Genomic DNA, 19,683 nt, shown 5'->3' with positions numbered 1-19,683 from the left:
TGTTCCAGTTTTAACTGGATCAGCATTCACTAAAATGAAGCCCCTGTTCGGGATACGCCGGACAGGGTTACGTTAGTAAAGGTTATCACAATTAGATTAATATAAAGAAATCCCGAAAGGGATGGCAACACTAAATAAAATCTATCCAATGTTGCGGGTTTCGGAATAGCCCCAAAGTATTCGGGCAAATTGCTTGGAATATACTGATAAGGATTATGATAGACTGTCTAAACACGTTGTGTGTCGTGGGTTCGAATCCCACTTCCGAGCAATCGGAATAATTCAGGGGTAGAATAACAACAAACCATGCAGGTTCGAATCCTGCTTCCAAACATCACTTGGAATAGCTAATTGGTAAGCGTTTAGGACTCAAACTCCAAAACAAAAAGATGAGCAACTTTTCAAATCGCTCTAAAGATCAGCATTGTAAAACCGCACTCAGCTTTAAGATTTATCATAAAATCTCAAAAGCGAATTTGCCTTTTGCTTTGTAAGCAAAACAGATGAACGAAACGGTTTAAAAATCAAATTCAGCAATTAGCGGCTAACAGAATCTTCGGATGCGAAAACTGCTAAAGTTCAATTTCATTCTTAAAAAAATCAGGATTCTTTTTACTTCCGCAAGAAACAAATGAATGCGCTTTTGCAATGCTTTGTAAAACAACAAATTAAATAATTATAAATCTCAACATCAGAAAACATGAAAAGAGTAACCATTAACACCAATTATGTTGGATTGGTGTTCAAAAGAGGAAAATTAAAAAACGTTTTAACCGCAGGAACTTACTGGTTAGGTTTTGGTGAAAACATCACTTTGTACGATATGGCCAAAGAGTATTATTATTCGGTAGCTGAATTGGATATCTTATTGGAAAATACAGATTTTGTGAATTTGATTCATCTGGTAGGTGTTGCTGACAATGAATTGGCTTTGGTTTATCAAAACAAAAACTTTAAAAATGTTTTAACCGCTGGCAGACATGCCATTTGGAAAGGTTTGTCGACATATAACTTTGTTAAGGTAGATATCAGTAACATCAAGATTGATGAAACCATTGACAAAAACTTGTTGGAGAAAGCGCCATTATTGAATTACATCAGGGCTTACAAAGTAGAGTCATTCGAAAAAGCCTTGTTATTTATCGATGGTAAATTTGAAAACGTATTGGAAGCCGGAAACTATGTTTACTGGAAAAACAGTACTACTGTTCAGGTGTTAAAAACCGATATGAGGCAATTGAATATGGAAATTATCGGACAAGAAATCTTAACCAAAGATAAAGCACAATTAAGGGTAAATTTCAGCATTCAATATAAAGTTGATGACATCATAAAAGCCTTATTGGAGAACAAAGAATTTGAAAAACAATTGTACATCACCATGCAGTTAGCATTAAGAGAATGTATTGGTTTAATGACTTTTGACGAATTGATGGAAAGCAAAGAAAAAATTGCCGAAATGGTAATGGCCATCACCTTGGATAAGGTTGAAAACCTGGGTGTAAAATTAACCAACTGCGGTGTTAAAGACATCGTTTTACCAGGGGATGTTAAAGAAATTATGAACCAGGTTTTAGTTGCCGAAAAAAGGGCCCAAGCCAATATCATTACCCGAAGAGAAGAAACGGCCTCAACCAGAAGTTTGTTGAATACCGCCAAATTGATGGAAGACAACGCTATGTTGTATAAGTTGAAAGAGATGGAATACGTAGAGAAAATCGCTGAGAAAATCAACAACATCAGCTTATCGGGCAGTGGACAAATTGTAGATCAATTGAAGCAAATCTTCGTAAAATAAATTAAATTTAGAAACCCCTCGGTTAAGTGAGTGTTACCTGCCGGGGATTAATTAGAAATAAAATGAACAACAACATAACAGGAAAAGACCTGATCGAAATAGGTTATTCCGAAGGAAAAATATTAGGCCTGGCTTTAGCTATCTTGAATGAAAATTTCGCGGATATTGAAGAAAAAAAATTATTAGCCTTATTTAAAAAAGTAAAAGACTATCCTGAAAGCTTTTTGGATGATGAAGTATTAAGTGTACTGGCAACTACTGTGATTGAGGAAGCCAATCCAAAGTCAGATGGAACCATTGAACTGATCAACAATGCTAAGGATTATTCAATTTTCGGTGCCAATTATATAGAAGATGGTGCCAGAAATCAAATGGATATCGCTATGAAGCTCCCTGTTTCGGTAGCTGGGGCGTTAATGCCGGATGCTCACCAAGGTTATGGTTTGCCTATTGGTGGTGTATTAGCGACCAGAAATGCAATTATCCCTTACGGTGTAGGCGTAGATATCGGTTGCCGAATGGCTTTAAGTATTTTCGATATTCCAGAGAAACATTATTTCGGAAAAGATGCAATGTACAAACGCGAGTTAATTGCTTTTACCAAATTTGGTGCGGGTCAAAATTTTAAAGGTAATGAAAGAGCTGATCATGATGTTTTAGAAAATGACGCATTTAATGCTACTCCTTTTCTTAAAAATTTACACGGAAAGGCTTGGGCACAACTGGGTACTTCAGGTGGTGGAAATCATTTTGTAGAGTGGGGGATTATTGATTTTGCAGAACGCGATGAAATTTTAAATATCGATAAAGGGCGTTATGTGGCCTTGCTTACACACTCAGGATCACGTGGATTGGGCGCAACCATTGCTGGTCATTATACCAAACTGGCGAAAGACATTTGTAAACTCCCTAAAGAGGCTGTAAACCTGGCTTACTTGGATCTAAATTCTGCCGAAGGACAAGAGTATTGGATTGCCATGAATTTAGCCGGAGATTATGCTTCAGCCTGTCATGAGGTGATCCATAAAAGATTAACCAAGGCGATTGGCGCTAAAGTTTTGGCCAAGGTAGAAAACCACCATAATTTCGCATGGAAAGAAATGCTTGATGGAGAAGAAGTGATTGTGCACCGAAAAGGTGCTACACCGGCAGGTAAAGGTGTGATGGGGATTATTCCGGGAAGTATGACCGCCCCAGGATTTTTGGTTAGGGGTAAAGGTGAAATGAGCGCGATCAATTCAGCTTCGCATGGAGCGGGTAGACAAATGAGCCGAACAAAAGCCATTCAATCGATTACCAAATCAGATATGAAAGCGATTTTGAAAGATCACAACGTCACTTTAATTGGTGCAGGTTTGGATGAAGCGCCAATGGCCTATAAAGACATTAACAAAGTGATGGCAGCACAAACCGAACTAGTTGATGTAGTGGCCAAATTTGAGCCTAAAATGGTGAGAATGGCCGATGATGGAAGTAGGGAAGACTAGTTTGATGGTGGGGAGTCTGAAGTTGAATGTCCATAGTTGCAAATACATCAACCTCGCAGGTTTCAGAAACCTGCGAGGTTTAATGTTATTTCAAATAAAAAATTAGAAGAACATTGGCTCCTGTCTATTATCCCAAAAGAAAAGAATTTCTATCCGATCAGACTTAACCTCATAAAATACAGAAGAAAGCTTTTTGATTAATCCTTGTCTGATATTAGGATCAAATTCAGTTTCTTTATAAAGGAATGGAGAATTACTAATTAATTCTAAAGTTTTAATCGTATTCTTTTTAAAATCACTTAATGCTTTAACCCCTAATCTTTCATGTATTTGAGTACAAATGTATTCGAAAGTTATATATGCTGTTTCTGATATGATTACAGGCAAACTCATCAAATAGTTGAGATTTTTTCTTTAAATTCTTCTAAAGAAAAGCTTTTGCCTGCTTTGACATCATCCTGTCCTTTTTTTATCCCAGACACAACATGTGCTGGTAAAGAACTATCCTTTTTTATTTCATAAGGAACTTCTAAAGCTTTAAGAAATGCCTTTAAAGCTTTTTCTTGCATTTTATCAGGATGTACAAGGTAAGTTTCCATATAAACGTGATTTTAAACTAATATACAAATTTAAAGATTATTAAATAAAACCTTCAAACTTAAATAGTGTCCATCAAAAGATTAAAAACAAAAACCCTCTTCAAAATTAATTGAAGAGGGTTTCTTATCTAATTTATAATCCTATTTCAACTTACTCAAAGCAGTTTTAATCCTAGGTAACATATCTTTAATATCCTGCAGGGTACAAGCACCAACCGAAGCCCTGAACCAAGGCATACTGTCTTCATTTCCAAATGCAGAGAATGGAACCAAAGCTGCTCCGGCTTCTTTAATCAGGTAGAAATTCACATCTGCACTGTCTTTTAAAACTTGACCATCTTCTGTAGTTTTCCCGATATAATCGATTTTAATAGTCAAATAAATCGCGCCCATCGGCTCAACAGCATCAACATTAAAGCCTTCGTTCTTTAATTCGTTAAAACCATTATAAAGTGCATTTAAACTATCCTGGATCTGGCCTTTAAAACTGGTCAAAAAAGTATCTACCTGTGTTTTATCATTAAAATAGTTAGACATAGCCACTTGCTCAGCTTTCGGTGCCCATGCGCCCATATGCCCAACCAATGCTTTCATTCTATTGATAATATCCTCCGGACCAAAACCCCAGCCTACACGTACACCTGTTGCAGCCAAACATTTCGAGCTACCATCAACAAAAACGGTAAAAGGACGCATTGCAGGACGCAAAGAAACTGGGTTTACATGCTCTTTTCCGAAAGTTAAAAGCGAATAAATCTGATCGTACATCATGTACAACGGTTTTTCGTCGGCACTACGTGATGCATTTTCTTCTAAAACAGCATCACAGATTTCAGCTAGTGAATCTGCATCAAACATGGTTCCCGTCGGGTTTAACGGCGAACACAAGGCCAACAAAGTTGCGCCTTTTAAATGTGGCTTTAACTGTGCAGCTGTTGGCATAAAATTATGCGCCGCATCTGTTTCTACGGCAATTGTTTTTGCCGAAGTCAAGTGAGAGTAGTGGTTATTGTTCCAAGATGGTGCAGGAAAAACCACGGTATCTCCCGGATCGATCAAAGCCAGATAAGTTGCATAAATTAACGGGCGTGAACCACCAGAAACTAAAATGCTGTTGGTGTTGTATTCTAACCCAAACCTGTCCTTTAATAATTCTGAAACCGTTTCTCTTAAAGGCAAAACGCCATCAGCAGGCGGATAATTGGTTTGGTTGGCATTGTATGCCTCCACAATTCCGGCTTTTAATTCAGTTGGGATTGGGTAAATGTTTGCATCAAAATCGCCTATGGTTAAATTAGCGATCGAAGCACCTTTGCGCTTCATTTCGTTAACTTCGTTACCGATTTTTATAATTTCTGAGCCGATTAATGAACTGGCCAATACTGAAACTTTCATATATTATTATTTGTTATCGCCTTTATAATTAGCGAATTAAATCTTCTATTGCTTTATTCACTTTTCCGAAACCAAATTGCGACAACACACCCTGCATAGCTGCAGAAATCTGTTCGTTACAAAGGTTGCCGATGCTCCCTTCGTGTGTATGATGTATTTGGCCAGATGGTGCAAAACTACCATTTTCTATCTGTTCGCCAACAATTTTATAAGCCTCTCTAAATGGAACACCTTGGAGCGCCAGATCGTTTACGACTTCTACGCTAAACAGATAGTCATATTTTTTATCCTTCAAAATATCATCTTTTATCGTGATGTTCTGGAACATAAAAGTAGCGATCTCCAAACATTCGTTTAAAGAAGTGATTGCCGGAAATAAATTTTCTTTCAGCAATTGTAAATCGCGGTGATAACCCGATGGCAAATTGGTAATCATCATGGCAATTTCATTCGGCAAAGCCTGGATTTTATTGCAACGCGAACGGATCAATTCAAAAACATCAGGGTTTTTCTTGTGTGGCATAATGCTCGAACCTGTGGTAAGCTCTGCCGGAAAACTAATGAATCCGAAATTCTGATTGATGAACAAACACACATCCATAGCCATTTTAGCTAAAGTTGCCGCAACTGCACTCATTGCCTGAGCCAAAATCCTTTCAGTTTTGCCACGTCCCATCTGTGCATAAACTACATTATAGTTTAAACTTTCAAAACCCAATAAATGGGTTGTCAAAGTCCTGTTTAATGGAAATGAAGAGCCATAACCAGCAGCTGACCCTAGTGGATTCTTATTGCAGATTTTCCATGCAGCCAACATCAATTCCATATCATCTGCCAAGCTTTCGGCATAAGCACCAAACCATAGGCCAAAAGACGATGGCATGGCAATCTGCAAATGCGTATAACCTGGCATCAATTTATCTTTGTGCGTATTGCTTAGCTTAATTAGCTCATTAAACAAGGTTGAGGTTTGGCCAACCATATCTTCAATACAAGCCCTAAAGAACAGTTTCAAATCAACCAGCACCTGATCGTTACGCGACCGTCCACTATGGATTTTCTTACCTGCTTCGCCAATACGCTGGGTAAGTAACCACTCTACCTGTGAATGTACATCTTCCACACTGTCTTCAATGGTGAAATTTCCAGCTTCAATGTCAGCGTAAATGTTTTTCAATTCTTGTTGAACCGTTTTAAGTTCTTCAGCTGTTAGCAAATTAATGGTTTCTAACATCTGTGTATGGGCCAAAGAACCCAATACATCAAACTTTGCCATTTGCAGATCCAGTTCACGGTCTTTACCAACCGTAAAACGCTCTACAAACTGATTTACATCTATATTTTTTTGCCAGATTTTCATTCTTGTGATTGCTCTATTATATACCTGCACAAAGGCAGTCGAAATACCCGCAAAAGTACAATAAATACATTAGAAATCAGGAATGAGATTGATTTGTAATGCACATTAAAACGCCAATAAACTCAATTTTATATGGCTACTCATAATTCTTGGTTTAAAAGCTTATTTTCGTATAAACTTAAACTTATTATGAAATCCCTAAAACTGTTCTCCACCGTTTTTTTCATGCTTGTTATACACCAGCTACAAGCACAGGAAAAACCAGCATTAGGCTGGAAAGATGTTTCTAAATGGACCTTTAACAGACCTGCTACTTTATCGCCCAACGGCGAATGGATTGCGCTGGCCAGTGGACCAGTTGAGGGAGATCTAAAGATGACGATCAGAAAAACCAATGATACTTTAAGCCGCAATTACCCAATTGGAGCAATGGCCAATAGCATCTCATTTTCAAACGATTCAAAATTTGCTGCTTTTAAAGTTGCACTTAAGGATAGCGAAGCCAAAGCAGCAAAGAAAACAAACAAACCGGTTTATGATAAACTCTTGCTGGTTTCGTTAAGTGATAATAAACAGACGACTTTCGAAAAGGTAAAAAGTTTTAGCTTTTCTGAAAAATCACCTGAATGGATTGCCATCCAATTTGCTCCGGCAGAAAATGCTTCTAAAGAGAAAGATGCACCAAAAGGTACCGACGTACTGCTTTACAGCCTTATCACCAAAAAAAGTTACAACCTCGGTAATGTTTCAGAGTTTGCATTTAACAAAACAGGAAGCCAGTTTGCTTATGTTATCGATGCAGCAGGGCAAAATGGAAATGGTATTTTTTTACGTGATATGAAAACAGGCATTACCACGGCGCTTGATAATGATAAAGCTGTTTATCAGAAACTGGGCTGGAATGAACAGGGAACTGCATTTGCTTTGCTTAAGGCCAATAAAAACGATAAATATAAAGATGATGTTTACAGTATGCTTGGTTTTAACAAAATCAATGGAGATTTAACAAACAAAGTAATATACAATGGTATTGACGACAAAATATTCCCGGCCAATATGGGCATCAACACCAATGCCGCCCCATTCTGGTCTGACGATCAAAGCGTGTTGTTCCTTGGCGTTAATACATTAACTAAAAAGGAAGATAAGAAAGAAGAAAAAAAGGAGGATAAGAAATCAGACACTTTAGCCAAGGCAAAACCCGAAGTTAAAAAAGATGATATCGAGAAACCTGATATGATTATCTGGAATTGGCAGGATAAGAGACTACAATCGGCCCAGCAAACGCAAGAAATGCGCGATAAAAATTTTAGTTATTTAAGTGCTTATCGCATTGCGGATAAAAAATTCATTCAACTTGCAGACAGCAATATGCGCTCAGTTAGTGTAAACCCTAAAAGTTTATACGCGATTGGGTACGATAATTCGAAATATGAGTTGATGGGAAATTTAGATGGGCAAAGTTATGTGGATGTTTATCTGATCAACCTTAAAACCTTTGGCAAGAAATTACTATTTGAGAAAATGTATGCCTCTAATGGTGGAAGACTTGTGGTTGCACCAAATGGAACTTTAGCCAGCTATTATTTAGACGGTGTATTTTATAGCATTAATTTAGAAAGCGGAAAAACGGCTAACCTTACCGGTAAGATTAAATCTTCTTTTGTTGATGAATTAGATGACCATAACGTAATAAAACCTGCCACGCAAAACCTGGGCTGGTCAGCTGATTCTAAATATGCATTGATTAAGGATAATTACGATTTATGGAAAATCTCTGCTGACGGAAACAGTATTACTCCATTATCTGATAATTGGAAAAGCAAAAAAACCGAAGTGGCAACCCGTTTTCGCGTTGACGCTGATGAGAAAGGTGTTGATTTAAGCAAAGACCAGTATTTTGCGGTATTTAATACCAAAAACAAGAAAAACGGCATTGGCATTTTACCTGCAGGTAAATCTAAGATCAATATTTTGTTTCTAGATGACAATGCTTACCAAAGTTTTTCAAAAGCCGAACAAGCTAAAGTTTTTACTTATACCAAAAGTAATTTTCAGCAATCGCCAGATTATTATATAAGTACAACGGGCGATTTAAGTACTGCCAAAAAAGTAACCACAAATACTCCAGATCAGGCCAAATATGCATGGTCTTCGGGTGTAAAACTAATTGACTATGTGAGTGCAAATGGCGATAGCTTGCAGGCGGCCATTTATTTACCTGCCAATTATGTTCCCGGAAAGGCTTATCCTACCATCACATACATTTATGAAAGGTTAACTGATGACCTGAATACTTATACCATGCCTACATTTCCTGGTGGAGGTTTCAACAAAGCGATGTATACCAGCAATGGATACGCAGTTTTAATGCCCGATATTAAATATAAGCTAAATGATCCGGGCATGTCGGCCGTTGCCTGCGTAGTACCTGCAGTAAAGGCAGCCATTGCTACCGGAATTGTTGACGAAAAAAATGTGGCTATCCATGGTCACTCATGGGGTGGTTATCAAACTTCATTTTTAATTACCCAAACCAATATTTTTAAAGCGGCCGCAGCAGGAGCACCTTTAACCAACATGATCAGCATGTACAGCTTAATCTATTGGAATAGCGGTGGCACAAACCAAGCCATTTTCGAAGCTAGTCAAGGTAGGTTAACGCCTGGTTATTGGGATAACTGGGATGCTTTCGCACGCAACTCTCCAGTGTATCACATCAAAAAAGTACAAACCCCATTATTGCTTTTACACAATGATAAAGATGGGGCTGTAGATTTTACTCAGGGCATTGAATATTACAATGGTTTAAGAAGGTTAAACAAACCTGTTGTGATGATTACCTATCGTGGCGAAAATCACGGAATTGCAAAATTACCAAACCGTAAAGATTATGCTGTACGGATGATGGAATACTTTGACTATATGCTTAAAGGAAAACCCGCTCCTGAATGGTGGAGCAAGGGGGTAAATCGATTAGATATGGAAAAACACTTAGAGGCAAGAGCTTTTGATGGTGGCGAAGAGAATTGATTATTTTGAGAAAGCCTCAGATCTATTAGACCTGAGGCTTTCTTTTTACTTACCGTTTATTACCGGTTTCAGCATGTTTACATATCCCTCAACTCCTTGGGCTACTTCTCTAACATATAAAAACTCATCAGCCATGTGCGAGCGGCCAGAAAAACCCGGACCACATTTTACAGATGGAATATCTAATAACGCCTGATCGGAAGTAGTTGGCGAACCATAAGTAGTTTTTCCAAGGGCAACACCAGCCTGAACAACCGGATGGTTTTTATCAATCGACGATGGTTTTAAGCGGATAGACCGCGGGGTAACATCACAATCAACACTTGACCTGATAATCTCTAAAACTTCTTCATTCGTGTAAGCATCGGTTACACGAACATCAACCGTAAAAGTACAATTTGCCGGAACCACATTATGTTGCGAACCTGCATTGATAATCGTAACCGTCATTTTTAATGGCCCGAAAACCTCCGATACTTTTGGAAACTGATAGTTTCTAAACCATTCGATATCTTTTAATGCTTTGTAAATGGCATTCTCTCCCTCTTCGCGGGCAGCATGACCGGCTTTTCCATGAGACACACAATCTAATACCAATAAGCCGCGCTCGGCAATGGCTAAATTCATTTCTGTTGGCTCACCCACAATACCGAATTCCAGTTCACCCAAATCAGGCAGCACCAGTTCTAAACCATTATTACCAGAAATTTCTTCTTCAGCAGTTGCTGCCAAACAGATGTTATATTTTAAATCTTCTTGTTCGTAGTAGTACAGAAATGTACCAATTAATGAAACTAAACAACCACCTGCATCGTTACTGCCCAAACCAAACAGTTTATCACCTTCAATTGCAGCATCATAAGGATCGCGGGTATAACCAGAATTAGGCTTTACCGTATCATGATGTGAGTTTAAAAGTAATGTTGGTTTAGCGGCATCGAAATGTTTGTTGTAAGCCCAAACGTTATTCATTTTACGTTGAGTCTTAACTCCTCTCTCCTCCAAAAACTGGGCAATTAAATTCGCCGTGCGATCTTCTTCTTTACTAAAAGACTGGATACGGATCAACTGTCGCAATAAATCCAGACTTTCTTTTTGTATATTTTCTAATAACATAGTATCAAGTAATTAGTATTAAGTATCAAGACTAAACCCGTCTTTAAACTTTCTACCTTTTATTTTGGCTTTCAGTTTTATGTTTGCGATTAAGACTTTATGCCCTATACCGCTAACCCTCTTTAGTATACAGATTTCCTGCTTTTAAAGCCGAAAGTTTGATACCTTTTATCAATGATGAGCTAAAACCGTTATGTTCCATTTCATTTAAACCTGCGATGGTACAACCTTTCGGCGAAGTTACCTTATCTATTTCTGATTCTGGGTGTGTTCCGTGTAATAAAAGCAAATCGGCAGCTCCTTTAGCCGTTTGAACAGCCATTTTTAAAGCTTCATCAGCATGAAAACCAATTTCTACCCCACCTTGACTTGCTGCCCTAATTGCCCTCAAAAAAAATGCAATACCACAGGCACAAAGCGCTGTTGCTGAAGTCATTAAATCTTCATTAATTTTCACAACGGAACCAACAGTTTCGAACATTTTGGTCACCTCTGCAATGTTTGCTGCTGAGGCATTATCACTGGCCATACAGGTCATCGATTGACCAATAGCAATTGCTGTGTTAGGCATTACCCTGATCACCTCCACATCATCGCCTAATTTCTCCCTAACAGCAGCACAGCTCACGCCAGAAATTACCGAAATAACCAAATGTTTGGCCGGAACAATTGAAGTTTGAATTTCATCTAAAACCGTATTTAATTGTTGCGGCAGAACAGCCAAAATCACAACATCAGCATCAACCACAGCCTGTTTATTGTTATTGCTTACATTAAAACCGGCTTCGGCGAAAGATTTTAAATGGTCAGTATTTCTACGGGTAAGCGTAATGTCGCCTGCTTGAGCAAAGTCGGCCTTTACCAAACCTTTCGCTAAAGATAAACCGATATTTCCGCTACCAATTATGGTTATTTTTTTTGTCATGATTATTTTCCCTTTAGTTTGCTTACACAGATTTTATTTCTTTTTCTCCTTCGGTTTGATTGCACCGATTATTTGATTGCACCGATTTTTTTGTGTTTGAAAAGCAAACGATAAGTTTAGGCACCTCGACTAAAAACCTTACACCCTCAACCTACTTACCTTCTACCTTTACTTCAGCATTTTTGTGCCAAAAGTTCCCTCAGCAAGTTCAGCGAGCTCATCGGCTTTGCCGATATAAACCGCAGAAACTCCTTTTTTAATCGCTTCAAAGGCATTGTGCAGTTTAGGGATCATTCCACCTTGCACAGTTCCATCGGCTTTTAAATCTTCAAACTCATCAGCTTTGATTTCTCTTACAACAGAAGCATCATCATTAACGTCCCGAAGTACTCCCTTTTTCTCAAAGCAATATACCAAACGTGTTTCATATAAGTTCGACATCGCTACTGCAACAGAAGAAGCAATGGTATCAGCATTGGTATTTAGAAGCTGAGTGTCACCATCATGTGTAATGGCACATAAAACTGGAACCAATCCGGCTTTTAGCAAATTATCTAAAGTTGTTGAAGACACCGAATTTTCATCCAAATCGCCCACAAAGCCATAATCGATTACGGCTCCAGCCATAGGACCAGCTTCCGGCCCATAGGTTTTGGTACTAACCGGTCGTTTTTTTGCTTTGATCACATTACCATCAGCACCACTTAAACCAATGGCATTACTACCTTTGGCCTGTAGTTGGGCAACCATGTTTTTATTGATCAAACCCGCATAAACCATCGTCACAATCCGCAGCGTTTCGATATCGGTTATTCTTCTCCCCTCAACCATTTTGGCTTCAATGCCCAACGATTCGCCCAGTTCAGTTGCAATTTTACCCCCGCCGTGCACCAGGATTTTATCTCCTGGCAATGCAGTAAAATCCAATAAAAACTGGTGTAGGTTTTCTGAATTATCGATTACGTTTCCGCCGATTTTTATGATAGTGAGTTGTTTCATAATTTATTCTTACCGTGGTTCGTGTCTCCACGAACCACATTAATAGTTTTGTTTCACCAATAATTTCGGTTCGTGAAGACACGAGCCGAGGCATATGATTTACAATTCCTCCAACATTGCTTTTATCACCGCCTGTGCTGCCCATAAACGGTTACCTGCTTCGTGGATAACCAATGAATTTGGTCCATCCAAAATCTCTGATGATAATTCCAGATCACGACGAACTGGCAAACAGTGCATCACTTTCGCATCGTTTGTGAACTTTAACTTCTCATTATTCATCATCCAGCCATCGGGATAAGTTAACACTTTTCCATACTCTTTATAACTGCTCCAGTTCTTCACATACACATAATCAGCACCTGCTAAAGCTTCTTCTAAATTATATTGAATATTGGCATTTGGTGTAAAATCTTCCGAAAGCTCGTAACCTTCAGGCTGAGCGATGGTAAAATCGATCATACCTTCTGCCTGAGCTTTGCACATCCATTCTGCAAAAGAATTCGGCACCGCCTGAGGCAACGCTTTAACATGAGGTGCCCAGGCTAAAACTACTTTGGGTTTACGGCCATCAGGTTTCTTTGTCCAGGTTTCGTGAATGGTAATGATATCGGCAAAGCTTTGTAAAGGGTGACGTGTTGCACTCTCTAAACTCACTACTGGCACAGCACAATATTTCACAAATTTATTGAAGAAATCTTCGCTATAATCTTCCTCGCGGTTATTCAGTTTTGGAAAAGAACGTAAACCTAGGATATCGCAGTATTGTCCCATCACCGCAGCAGCTTCGCGGATATGTTCAACTGTAGAGCCATTCATCACCACGCCATCCTGTGTTTCTAAAGCCCAGCCTTCTTTATCCAGATTCATCACCATTACATTCATACCTAAGTTTAAGGCCGCTTTTTGGGTACTTAACCGGGTACGTAAACTTGGATTCATAAAAACTAAACCTAAGGTTTTGTTCTTACCTAAATCTTGGTGCGCATAAGGATTCACCTTTAACGCTAGCGCATCATTTACAAACTGTTTGATGCTTGGAACATCGTGTACGGAAGTGAAAAGTTTCATTTTTTAAAGCTTAAAAGGGTGCTTCGACAGGCTCAGCATGACAATATCTATTTTACTAATTCTCTAAAAGCTGCCAAAAACTCGTCAGCATGTGCTTTTGTTAAATTTAAGGCCGGCAATAAACGGATCACGTTCGGTTTTGCCTCTCCAGTAAAAATATGGTGTGTAAACAATAATTCTTTTTTAACATGCGCCAGTTCGGCAGATAGCTCGATACCGATCATTAATCCACGGCCACGTACTTCTACCACCTGCTCAAATTTCTTCAATTCGCTAATTAAGTAACTTCCCACTTCTTCAGCATTTTTCATCAGGTTTTCCTGTTGCATTACCTCTAAAACAGCTAAAGCCGCAGCGCAAGCTAAATGGTTACCACCGAAAGTTGTACCCAACTCTCCATGCCAAGGTTTAAATTTAGGCGCAATAGAGATCCCTGCCACTGGAAAGCCATTACCCATTCCCTTTGCCATGGTATAAACATCTGCTTCAACCCCAGAATAATCGTGCGAGTAAAACGTTCCTGTACGTCCGTAGCCGCATTGTACGCTATCGGCAATGTAAACCGCATTATATTCATCACAAAGTGAACGGATTTTCTGTAAGAAACTCTTCGAAGCTTCTTTGATGCCGCCAACACCTTGAATGCCCTCAATAATAACGGCCGAAATTTCATTGCCTTGTGCTTTAAAAATTTCCTCTAACGCAATCTCATTATTAAAAGGTAAAAAAATTACATTTTCGGTCTGGTTAACCGGTGCCACAATTTTAGGATTATCGGTTACGGCAACTGCCAAAGATGTACGTCCGTGAAAAGCACCTGTAAAAGCGATCACCTTTTTTCTTCCGTTGTAAAATGAAGCTAATTTTAAAGCATTTTCATTTGCCTCAGCTCCAGAATTACATAAAAAAAGCTGAAAGTCTTTCTTACCAGAAACGGTTCCCAATAATTCTGCAAGCTGAACCTGCAAAGGGATTTTTACTGAATTTGAATAAAAACCAACTTTATTTAACTGATCGGTTAAACGGTTTACATAATGTGGGTTGGTATGCCCGATTGAAATTACAGCATGGCCGCCATATAAATCTAAATATTGTTGATCGTTAGCATCCCAAACATTGCTGCCTGCCGCTTTTGTTATTTCTATATCGTTAAGTGGATAAACGTCGAATAAGTTCATTTTTTAATAAGGTTTGAAGGTCGAGGGCTGGAAGGTAGAAGGCTGATACTGCCTAACCTTTTCCACCGCCTCTCAAAAATTTAATAAATGCGATTAACATCGCCTTAATTTCATTAACACTTTTATTCACAGCTTCGTAAACTTCTAAACTGATATAAGCTAAATCACGTATGAGAATAAAAGTATATTCTATTTCTTTTGTAGAGCCAAGTGCGTTATCAAGATAATGAACAAAATCCTTATCTGTGTTTTTACCGCTTCCTTCTACAATATTTAAAGGGATAGAATAGGTGGCCCGCCGAATTTGTTGGGTTAAAGCAAATTTTTCTTCAATAGGCATGATAGGTAGGATTTCCTTATAAACCTGTAAAGTAAATAAGTGAGCCTTTTTCCAAACATCTAGTTTTTGATAGTCTCTCATACATTTAAAATTTTAGATCTGAATCCAGACCTTTTTGCCTTCCGCCTAAAAGTTGGCTGCTTTTAATTTGAGTCCCACTGTTTCATCCAAGCCGAACATTAAATTCATATTCTGAACCGCTTGTCCGCTGGCACCTTTTAACAGGTTATCAATGATACTGATGATAAATAATTTACCACCGTGTTTTTCTATATGTACCAATGCCTTGTTGGTGTTCACAACCTGTTTTAGATCGATGTTTTTCCGGCTTACATGCGTAAAAGGATGAGTACTGTAGTACGCTTCGTAAATGTTTTGCGCTTCTTCTAAACTTAAATCACTTTCCAGGTACATTGCAGCTAAAATACCTCTGGTAAATGCACCACGCTGTGGGATAAAACTTAAAGCTTCAGAAAGTGATGGTTGCAACTGCAACAAACTCTCACTAATCTCATTCAAATGCTGGTGTTCAAATGCTTTATAGACAGAAAGGTTATTGTTTCTCCAACTGAAGTGCGAGGTGGTAGATAAACCCTGCCCCGCTCCTGTTGATCCCGTAGTTGCATTAATATGAACCTCATTTTTAATCAGCCCTTTAGCAGCCAATGGTAACAAACCCAATTGGATACAAGTTGCAAAACAACCAGGATTAGCAATATTTTTAGCTGCTTTAATTTTATCGCGGTTTAGTTCGGGTAATCCGTAAACAAAGTCTTTGGTCGAAAAGTTGGCATTTGCATGCAACCTGAAATCTTGCGACAAATCGATGATTTTAATGCTGTCGTTAATTGGATTAGCGGTTAAAAACGTCTTCGCATCCCCATGGCCAACACAAAGAAAAAGCACATCAATATCCTGTGGAATATCGCTTACGAACTTTAAATCTGTATCGCCAATTAAGTCAGTATGTACATCAGAAATTAAGTTTCCGGCATTACTCGTACTGTTTACAAAAGCAATTTCAACATTTGGGTGGTTAACCAAAATGCGTAACATTTCGCCTCCGGTATAGCCCGCACCACCAATTATTCCTGCTTTAATTTTCATATTTAAAAGGGTTTAGGGTTTGAGGTTTAACGTTAGGGCGCTTTAACCTTACGCCTTCAACCTTATACCTCAAACCTCCGAGGTTATGCCTCGTTGTTTACTTTATGCCAGATCATTACCTGGTTACCAAATATTTTAGAGAAACCTTTAACGTCTTCTCCGCTCCAGGCGTTATTCATTTCGCCATAGCTACCAAATTTATTGCTCATTAAATCATGGTTAGATTCAATTCCGATAACCTGGAAACGGTACGGCAACAACTCTACAAATACTTTACCGCTCACAAATTTTTGTGTATCGGCTAAAAAAGCCTCAATATTCCGCATAATTGGATCGTGAAACTGGCCTTCGTGCAGCCAATTGCCATAGAAAGACGATAGCTGTTCTTTCCAGCTTAACTGCCATTTGGTTAAGGTGTGTTTTTCTAAAGTATGGTGTGCTTTGATAATAATAATGGGGCCAGCAGCCTCAAAACCTACGCGACCTTTAATACCAATGATGGTATCACCAACGTGGATATCTCTACCGATGCCAAAAGGCTGAGCGATTGCCTGTAATTTTTGGATTGCACTAACAGGTGCTAATTTTTCACCATCAATAGCAACCAGTTCACCTTTTTCGAAGGTTAATTCTACCCTGCGCGATTCGGTTTCCGAAACCTGGGTTGGCCAGGCGCTTTCTGGTAAGGTTTCGTGAGAAGTTAAGGTTTCCTTTCCTCCTACCGAAGTTCCCCATAAACCTTTGTTTATCGAGTATCTTGCTTTTTCTGCACTATATTCTACACCATGTTGTGCTAAATATTCTATTTCCGCTTCGCGGGATAATTTTAAATCTCTAATTGGGGTAATGATTTCAACCTCTGGAATAAGGATATTGAAGATCATATCGAAACGCACCTGATCGTTACCTGCACCGGTACTTCCATGGGCTACATAATCTGCACCAATTTTTTTCACGTAGTTGGCAATAGCCGTTGCCTGACTAACACGCTCTGCACTTACGGATAATGGATAAGTAGCATTTTTTAATACGTTACCAAAAACCAGGTATTTAATACACCCTTCATAATAACTTTCAGTTTCATCTACAACAGCATGCGATTTTACGCCTAAAGCATATGCTCTTTTCTCAATTTCCTGTAACTCTTCATCAGAAAAACCACCAGTATTTACAATTACCGAGTGAACTTCCAATCCACGGTCTTGTGCCAGGTAAATACAACAAAATGAGGTATCTAAGCCTCCGCTAAATGCTAAAACAACTTTTTTCATGCTATTTAAATAAAAAGGTAAATAAAAATAAAAGGGCTTTTAAGCCAGTTTTTGGCTTAGGTTTAACAACTAAACGCTGCTTAATGCGCATAAAACGCTCGTATAATTTGGGTTTCTTCTGCAGTTCTTCGGCAAACTGCTTGGCTACCTCATGTTTCTTCTCGGCCGGATCGTAAAGCATAGCAGTACACATACAGTTTTTGCGTTCCTTCATTTTTAAAATTTCGAAGTTTACACAGCTTTGGCAACCTTTCCAAAACTCTTCATCCTGGGTAAGTTCGCTGTAGGTTACAGGCTCATAGCCTAAATCTGAATTGATTTTCATTACGGCCAAGCCTGTTGTTAAACCAAATATTTTTGCCTTTGGATACAACTTTCTCGATAAACCGAAAATCTCATTTTTGATGGCTTTTGCTAATCCAGCTTTGCGGTACTTAGGACTTACCACTAAACCACTATTGGCCACAAACTGTCCGTGGCTCCAGGTTTCTATATAGCAAAATCCTGCCCAAGAGCCATCTTTATGGAAAGCAATAACCGATTTGCCTTCTTGCATTTTATTAGAAATATATTCCGGCGAACGCTTAGCAATCCCTGTTCCACGAGCTTTTGCCGATTCTGCCATTTCGGTTACTATTTCTTCTGCAAATACACGATGTTCAGGAAGTGCAACCTGCACTATAAATTCGTTAATATCCATTCGTTTTCTAACGAAAAATTATAAGTATTCTTGTTAATTGGGTTTTTAGAGAGGATCAATTCCTCGTTACGTTTAGTGTAGGTACTAAATACGCGGAGTGAAATTTTGCCGGCTTGTGGGATAATAAAATACAGGCTGAAAATGATTAATAAACACACCTTTTCCAGACACATTTTGTGCTGTGGAAACAGAAAGTTTATGTAAAATTTGTTTAATCATTTCTTGCGTATTAAAACGGCTTTAACTCTATTGAGGTGCAAAGGTTTAAATAAAAATCGAGTTACACAATAATATCATCATTTTTTTATGTTAAGCTTTCCATTTTATTGAACTAATCTGACTTAAACAAGTATTGAGGCTATTTATAAATTTAAAAAAATTCGTGTATCGTACATTTAAGCTACAGGTTCTATTGCCAATTTTAACATTGTTAAAAAAATGCGACGAACTTTAACATCTGCTTAACATCATTTAACATCCTGGAATATGGTTTAAACTCAATATTTGTATGTCTGTAGCGAATGCAATCTGGCTATCGTTTTATGGATACTCTTTAAATATTAAATCAAATTTTAACCGTATGAAGAATTTTACTCCATTCCATTTCAAATCGATCCCTTTATTTGTTCTAATTGCTTTTACAGCATTAACTTCATGTAAAAAAACTGAAACTGCCGATCCTACAATATCTTATTTAAGGGTAATTAATGCATCACCTTCTCTGGCTACCTACAATGCTTACTTTAATGGCAGCATGGTTAATTCGGCAGCTTTACCATTTGGAGGCTCTGCTGCTTATCTTTCTTATGCCGCAGGCGCTTACAGTTTAAAATTTACGACGGCCAGTAGCGCAGAGAGCTTGTTAACCAAAACCGTTACTTTAAATGCAAGCACTTATTACTCTGCTTACTTAATTAATAAACCGGCTGCGCTAGATGTTTATACCATTAGTGATGATCTTTCCATTCCATCAACGGATAAAGCTTACATCCGTTTTATCAATTTATCGCCTGATGCACCGGCTTTAGACCTGGCCAAAACCAGCGCAACTACCATGCTGGTTACGAATAAAGCCTATAAAAGTGCGAGTGGTTTTATTGCTGTAGATGCAGGAACTTATACATTGGATGCAAAAGAAACTTCATCGGGAACAGTTAAAGCTACTTCCGCCAGCACCAGTTTTACAGCGGGTTATCACTATGACATTATTTGTGGTGGTTTGGTAACACCTGCAAATGAAACTGAACGCCCTTTAAGTTTACAGGTGATATTGATCAAATAATAGATAAAAATATTTTATGATC

General features: G+C 38.4%; 17 protein-coding genes. 4 read left to right on the top strand and 13 right to left on the bottom strand.

What is annotated here, in order from left to right:
- The first annotated feature begins 700 nt into the window (after positions 1-700).
- Both AC1RJ8_RS19810 and AC1RJ8_RS19805 read left to right on the top strand, forming a co-directional pair.
- A complete protein-coding gene (locus AC1RJ8_RS19810; RefSeq protein WP_492955283.1) occupies positions 701-1,798 on the top strand; it encodes a slipin family protein in 1,098 nt (365 codons plus the stop codon).
- Positions 1,799-1,860: 62 nt separating this feature from the next.
- Positions 1,861-3,285, top strand: a complete 1,425-nt coding sequence (locus tag AC1RJ8_RS19805) for an RtcB family protein (protein WP_492955282.1) — start codon at positions 1,861-1,863, stop codon at positions 3,283-3,285.
- 102 nt (positions 3,286-3,387) lie between these two features.
- Here the strand turns inward: AC1RJ8_RS19805 and AC1RJ8_RS19800 are convergent, their stop codons facing one another.
- The 4 genes from AC1RJ8_RS19800 to argH form a co-directional block, all read right to left on the bottom strand.
- Entirely contained in the window at positions 3,388-3,678 is a 291-nt protein-coding gene (locus tag AC1RJ8_RS19800) for a type II toxin-antitoxin system RelE/ParE family toxin (RefSeq protein WP_492955281.1), read from the bottom strand.
- Entirely contained in the window at positions 3,678-3,884 is a 207-nt protein-coding gene (locus tag AC1RJ8_RS19795) for a DUF2683 family protein (protein WP_492955280.1), read from the bottom strand. The genes AC1RJ8_RS19800 and AC1RJ8_RS19795 overlap by 1 nt, the downstream gene beginning before the upstream one ends.
- 141 nt (positions 3,885-4,025) lie before the next feature.
- Positions 4,026-5,279, bottom strand: coding sequence for a pyridoxal phosphate-dependent aminotransferase (locus AC1RJ8_RS19790; protein WP_492955279.1), 1,254 nt, complete (start codon positions 5,277-5,279; stop codon positions 4,026-4,028).
- Positions 5,280-5,307: 28 nt separating this feature from the next.
- Positions 5,308-6,639, bottom strand: coding sequence for an argininosuccinate lyase (argH, locus tag AC1RJ8_RS19785; protein WP_492955278.1), 1,332 nt, complete (start codon positions 6,637-6,639; stop codon positions 5,308-5,310).
- Between the two features lie 225 nt (positions 6,640-6,864).
- Between argH and AC1RJ8_RS19780 the strand changes: the two genes are divergently transcribed.
- Positions 6,865-9,672, top strand: a complete 2,808-nt coding sequence (locus AC1RJ8_RS19780; RefSeq protein ID WP_492955277.1) for an alpha/beta hydrolase family protein — start codon at positions 6,865-6,867, stop codon at positions 9,670-9,672.
- A gap of 45 nt (positions 9,673-9,717) precedes the next feature.
- Here AC1RJ8_RS19780 and AC1RJ8_RS19775 read toward each other — a convergent pair whose 3' ends face one another.
- The 9 genes from AC1RJ8_RS19775 to AC1RJ8_RS19735 all read right to left on the bottom strand — a co-directional run bounded on the left by AC1RJ8_RS19775 (position 9,718) and on the right by AC1RJ8_RS19735 (position 18,379).
- The gene (locus tag AC1RJ8_RS19775; protein WP_492955276.1) at positions 9,718-10,788 is read right to left on the bottom strand and encodes a M20 family metallo-hydrolase; all 1,071 of its coding nucleotides are present in this window, start codon (positions 10,786-10,788) and stop codon (positions 9,718-9,720) included.
- Between the two features lie 112 nt (positions 10,789-10,900).
- Positions 10,901-11,713 (bottom strand): pyrroline-5-carboxylate reductase, encoded by an 813-nt coding sequence (gene proC / locus AC1RJ8_RS19770; protein ID WP_492955275.1) that lies wholly within the window; start codon positions 11,711-11,713, stop codon positions 10,901-10,903.
- A gap of 168 nt (positions 11,714-11,881) precedes the next feature.
- Positions 11,882-12,712, bottom strand: a complete 831-nt coding sequence (gene argB / locus AC1RJ8_RS19765) for an acetylglutamate kinase (protein WP_492955274.1) — start codon at positions 12,710-12,712, stop codon at positions 11,882-11,884.
- A 99-nt stretch (positions 12,713-12,811) separates the two neighbouring features.
- On the bottom strand, positions 12,812-13,783 hold the full coding sequence (locus tag AC1RJ8_RS19760) for a Rossmann-fold NAD(P)-binding domain-containing protein (RefSeq protein WP_492955273.1): 972 nt from the start codon (positions 13,781-13,783) through the stop codon (positions 12,812-12,814).
- Between the two features lie 47 nt (positions 13,784-13,830).
- Positions 13,831-14,961, bottom strand: coding sequence for an aspartate aminotransferase family protein (locus tag AC1RJ8_RS19755; protein WP_492955272.1), 1,131 nt, complete (start codon positions 14,959-14,961; stop codon positions 13,831-13,833).
- Between the two features lie 52 nt (positions 14,962-15,013).
- Positions 15,014-15,382 (bottom strand): four helix bundle protein, encoded by a 369-nt coding sequence (locus AC1RJ8_RS19750; protein ID WP_492955271.1) that lies wholly within the window; start codon positions 15,380-15,382, stop codon positions 15,014-15,016.
- Positions 15,383-15,427: 45 nt separating this feature from the next.
- Entirely contained in the window at positions 15,428-16,408 is a 981-nt protein-coding gene (argC, locus tag AC1RJ8_RS19745; protein ID WP_492955270.1) for an N-acetyl-gamma-glutamyl-phosphate reductase, read from the bottom strand.
- An 83-nt stretch (positions 16,409-16,491) separates the two neighbouring features.
- Positions 16,492-17,679 (bottom strand): argininosuccinate synthase, encoded by a 1,188-nt coding sequence (gene argG / locus AC1RJ8_RS19740; RefSeq protein ID WP_492955269.1) that lies wholly within the window; start codon positions 17,677-17,679, stop codon positions 16,492-16,494.
- Position 17,680: 1 nt separating this feature from the next.
- Positions 17,681-18,379: a GNAT family N-acetyltransferase gene (locus AC1RJ8_RS19735; protein WP_492955268.1), complete on the bottom strand. Its 699-nt coding sequence runs from the start codon at positions 18,377-18,379 to the stop codon at positions 17,681-17,683.
- 580 nt (positions 18,380-18,959) lie between these two features.
- On the opposite strand from AC1RJ8_RS19735, the gene AC1RJ8_RS19730 reads away from it, so the two are divergent.
- Positions 18,960-19,661 carry a DUF4397 domain-containing protein gene (locus AC1RJ8_RS19730; protein ID WP_492955267.1) on the top strand — a complete coding sequence of 234 codons (702 nt, stop codon included), beginning with the start codon at positions 18,960-18,962 and terminating at the stop codon, positions 19,659-19,661.
- Positions 19,662-19,683: the final 22 nt, after the last annotated feature.

Source organism: Pedobacter sp. GW822-FHT03F06 (genome assembly GCF_058801365.1).
This window is presented reverse-complemented; position numbering and strand designations above follow the sequence as displayed.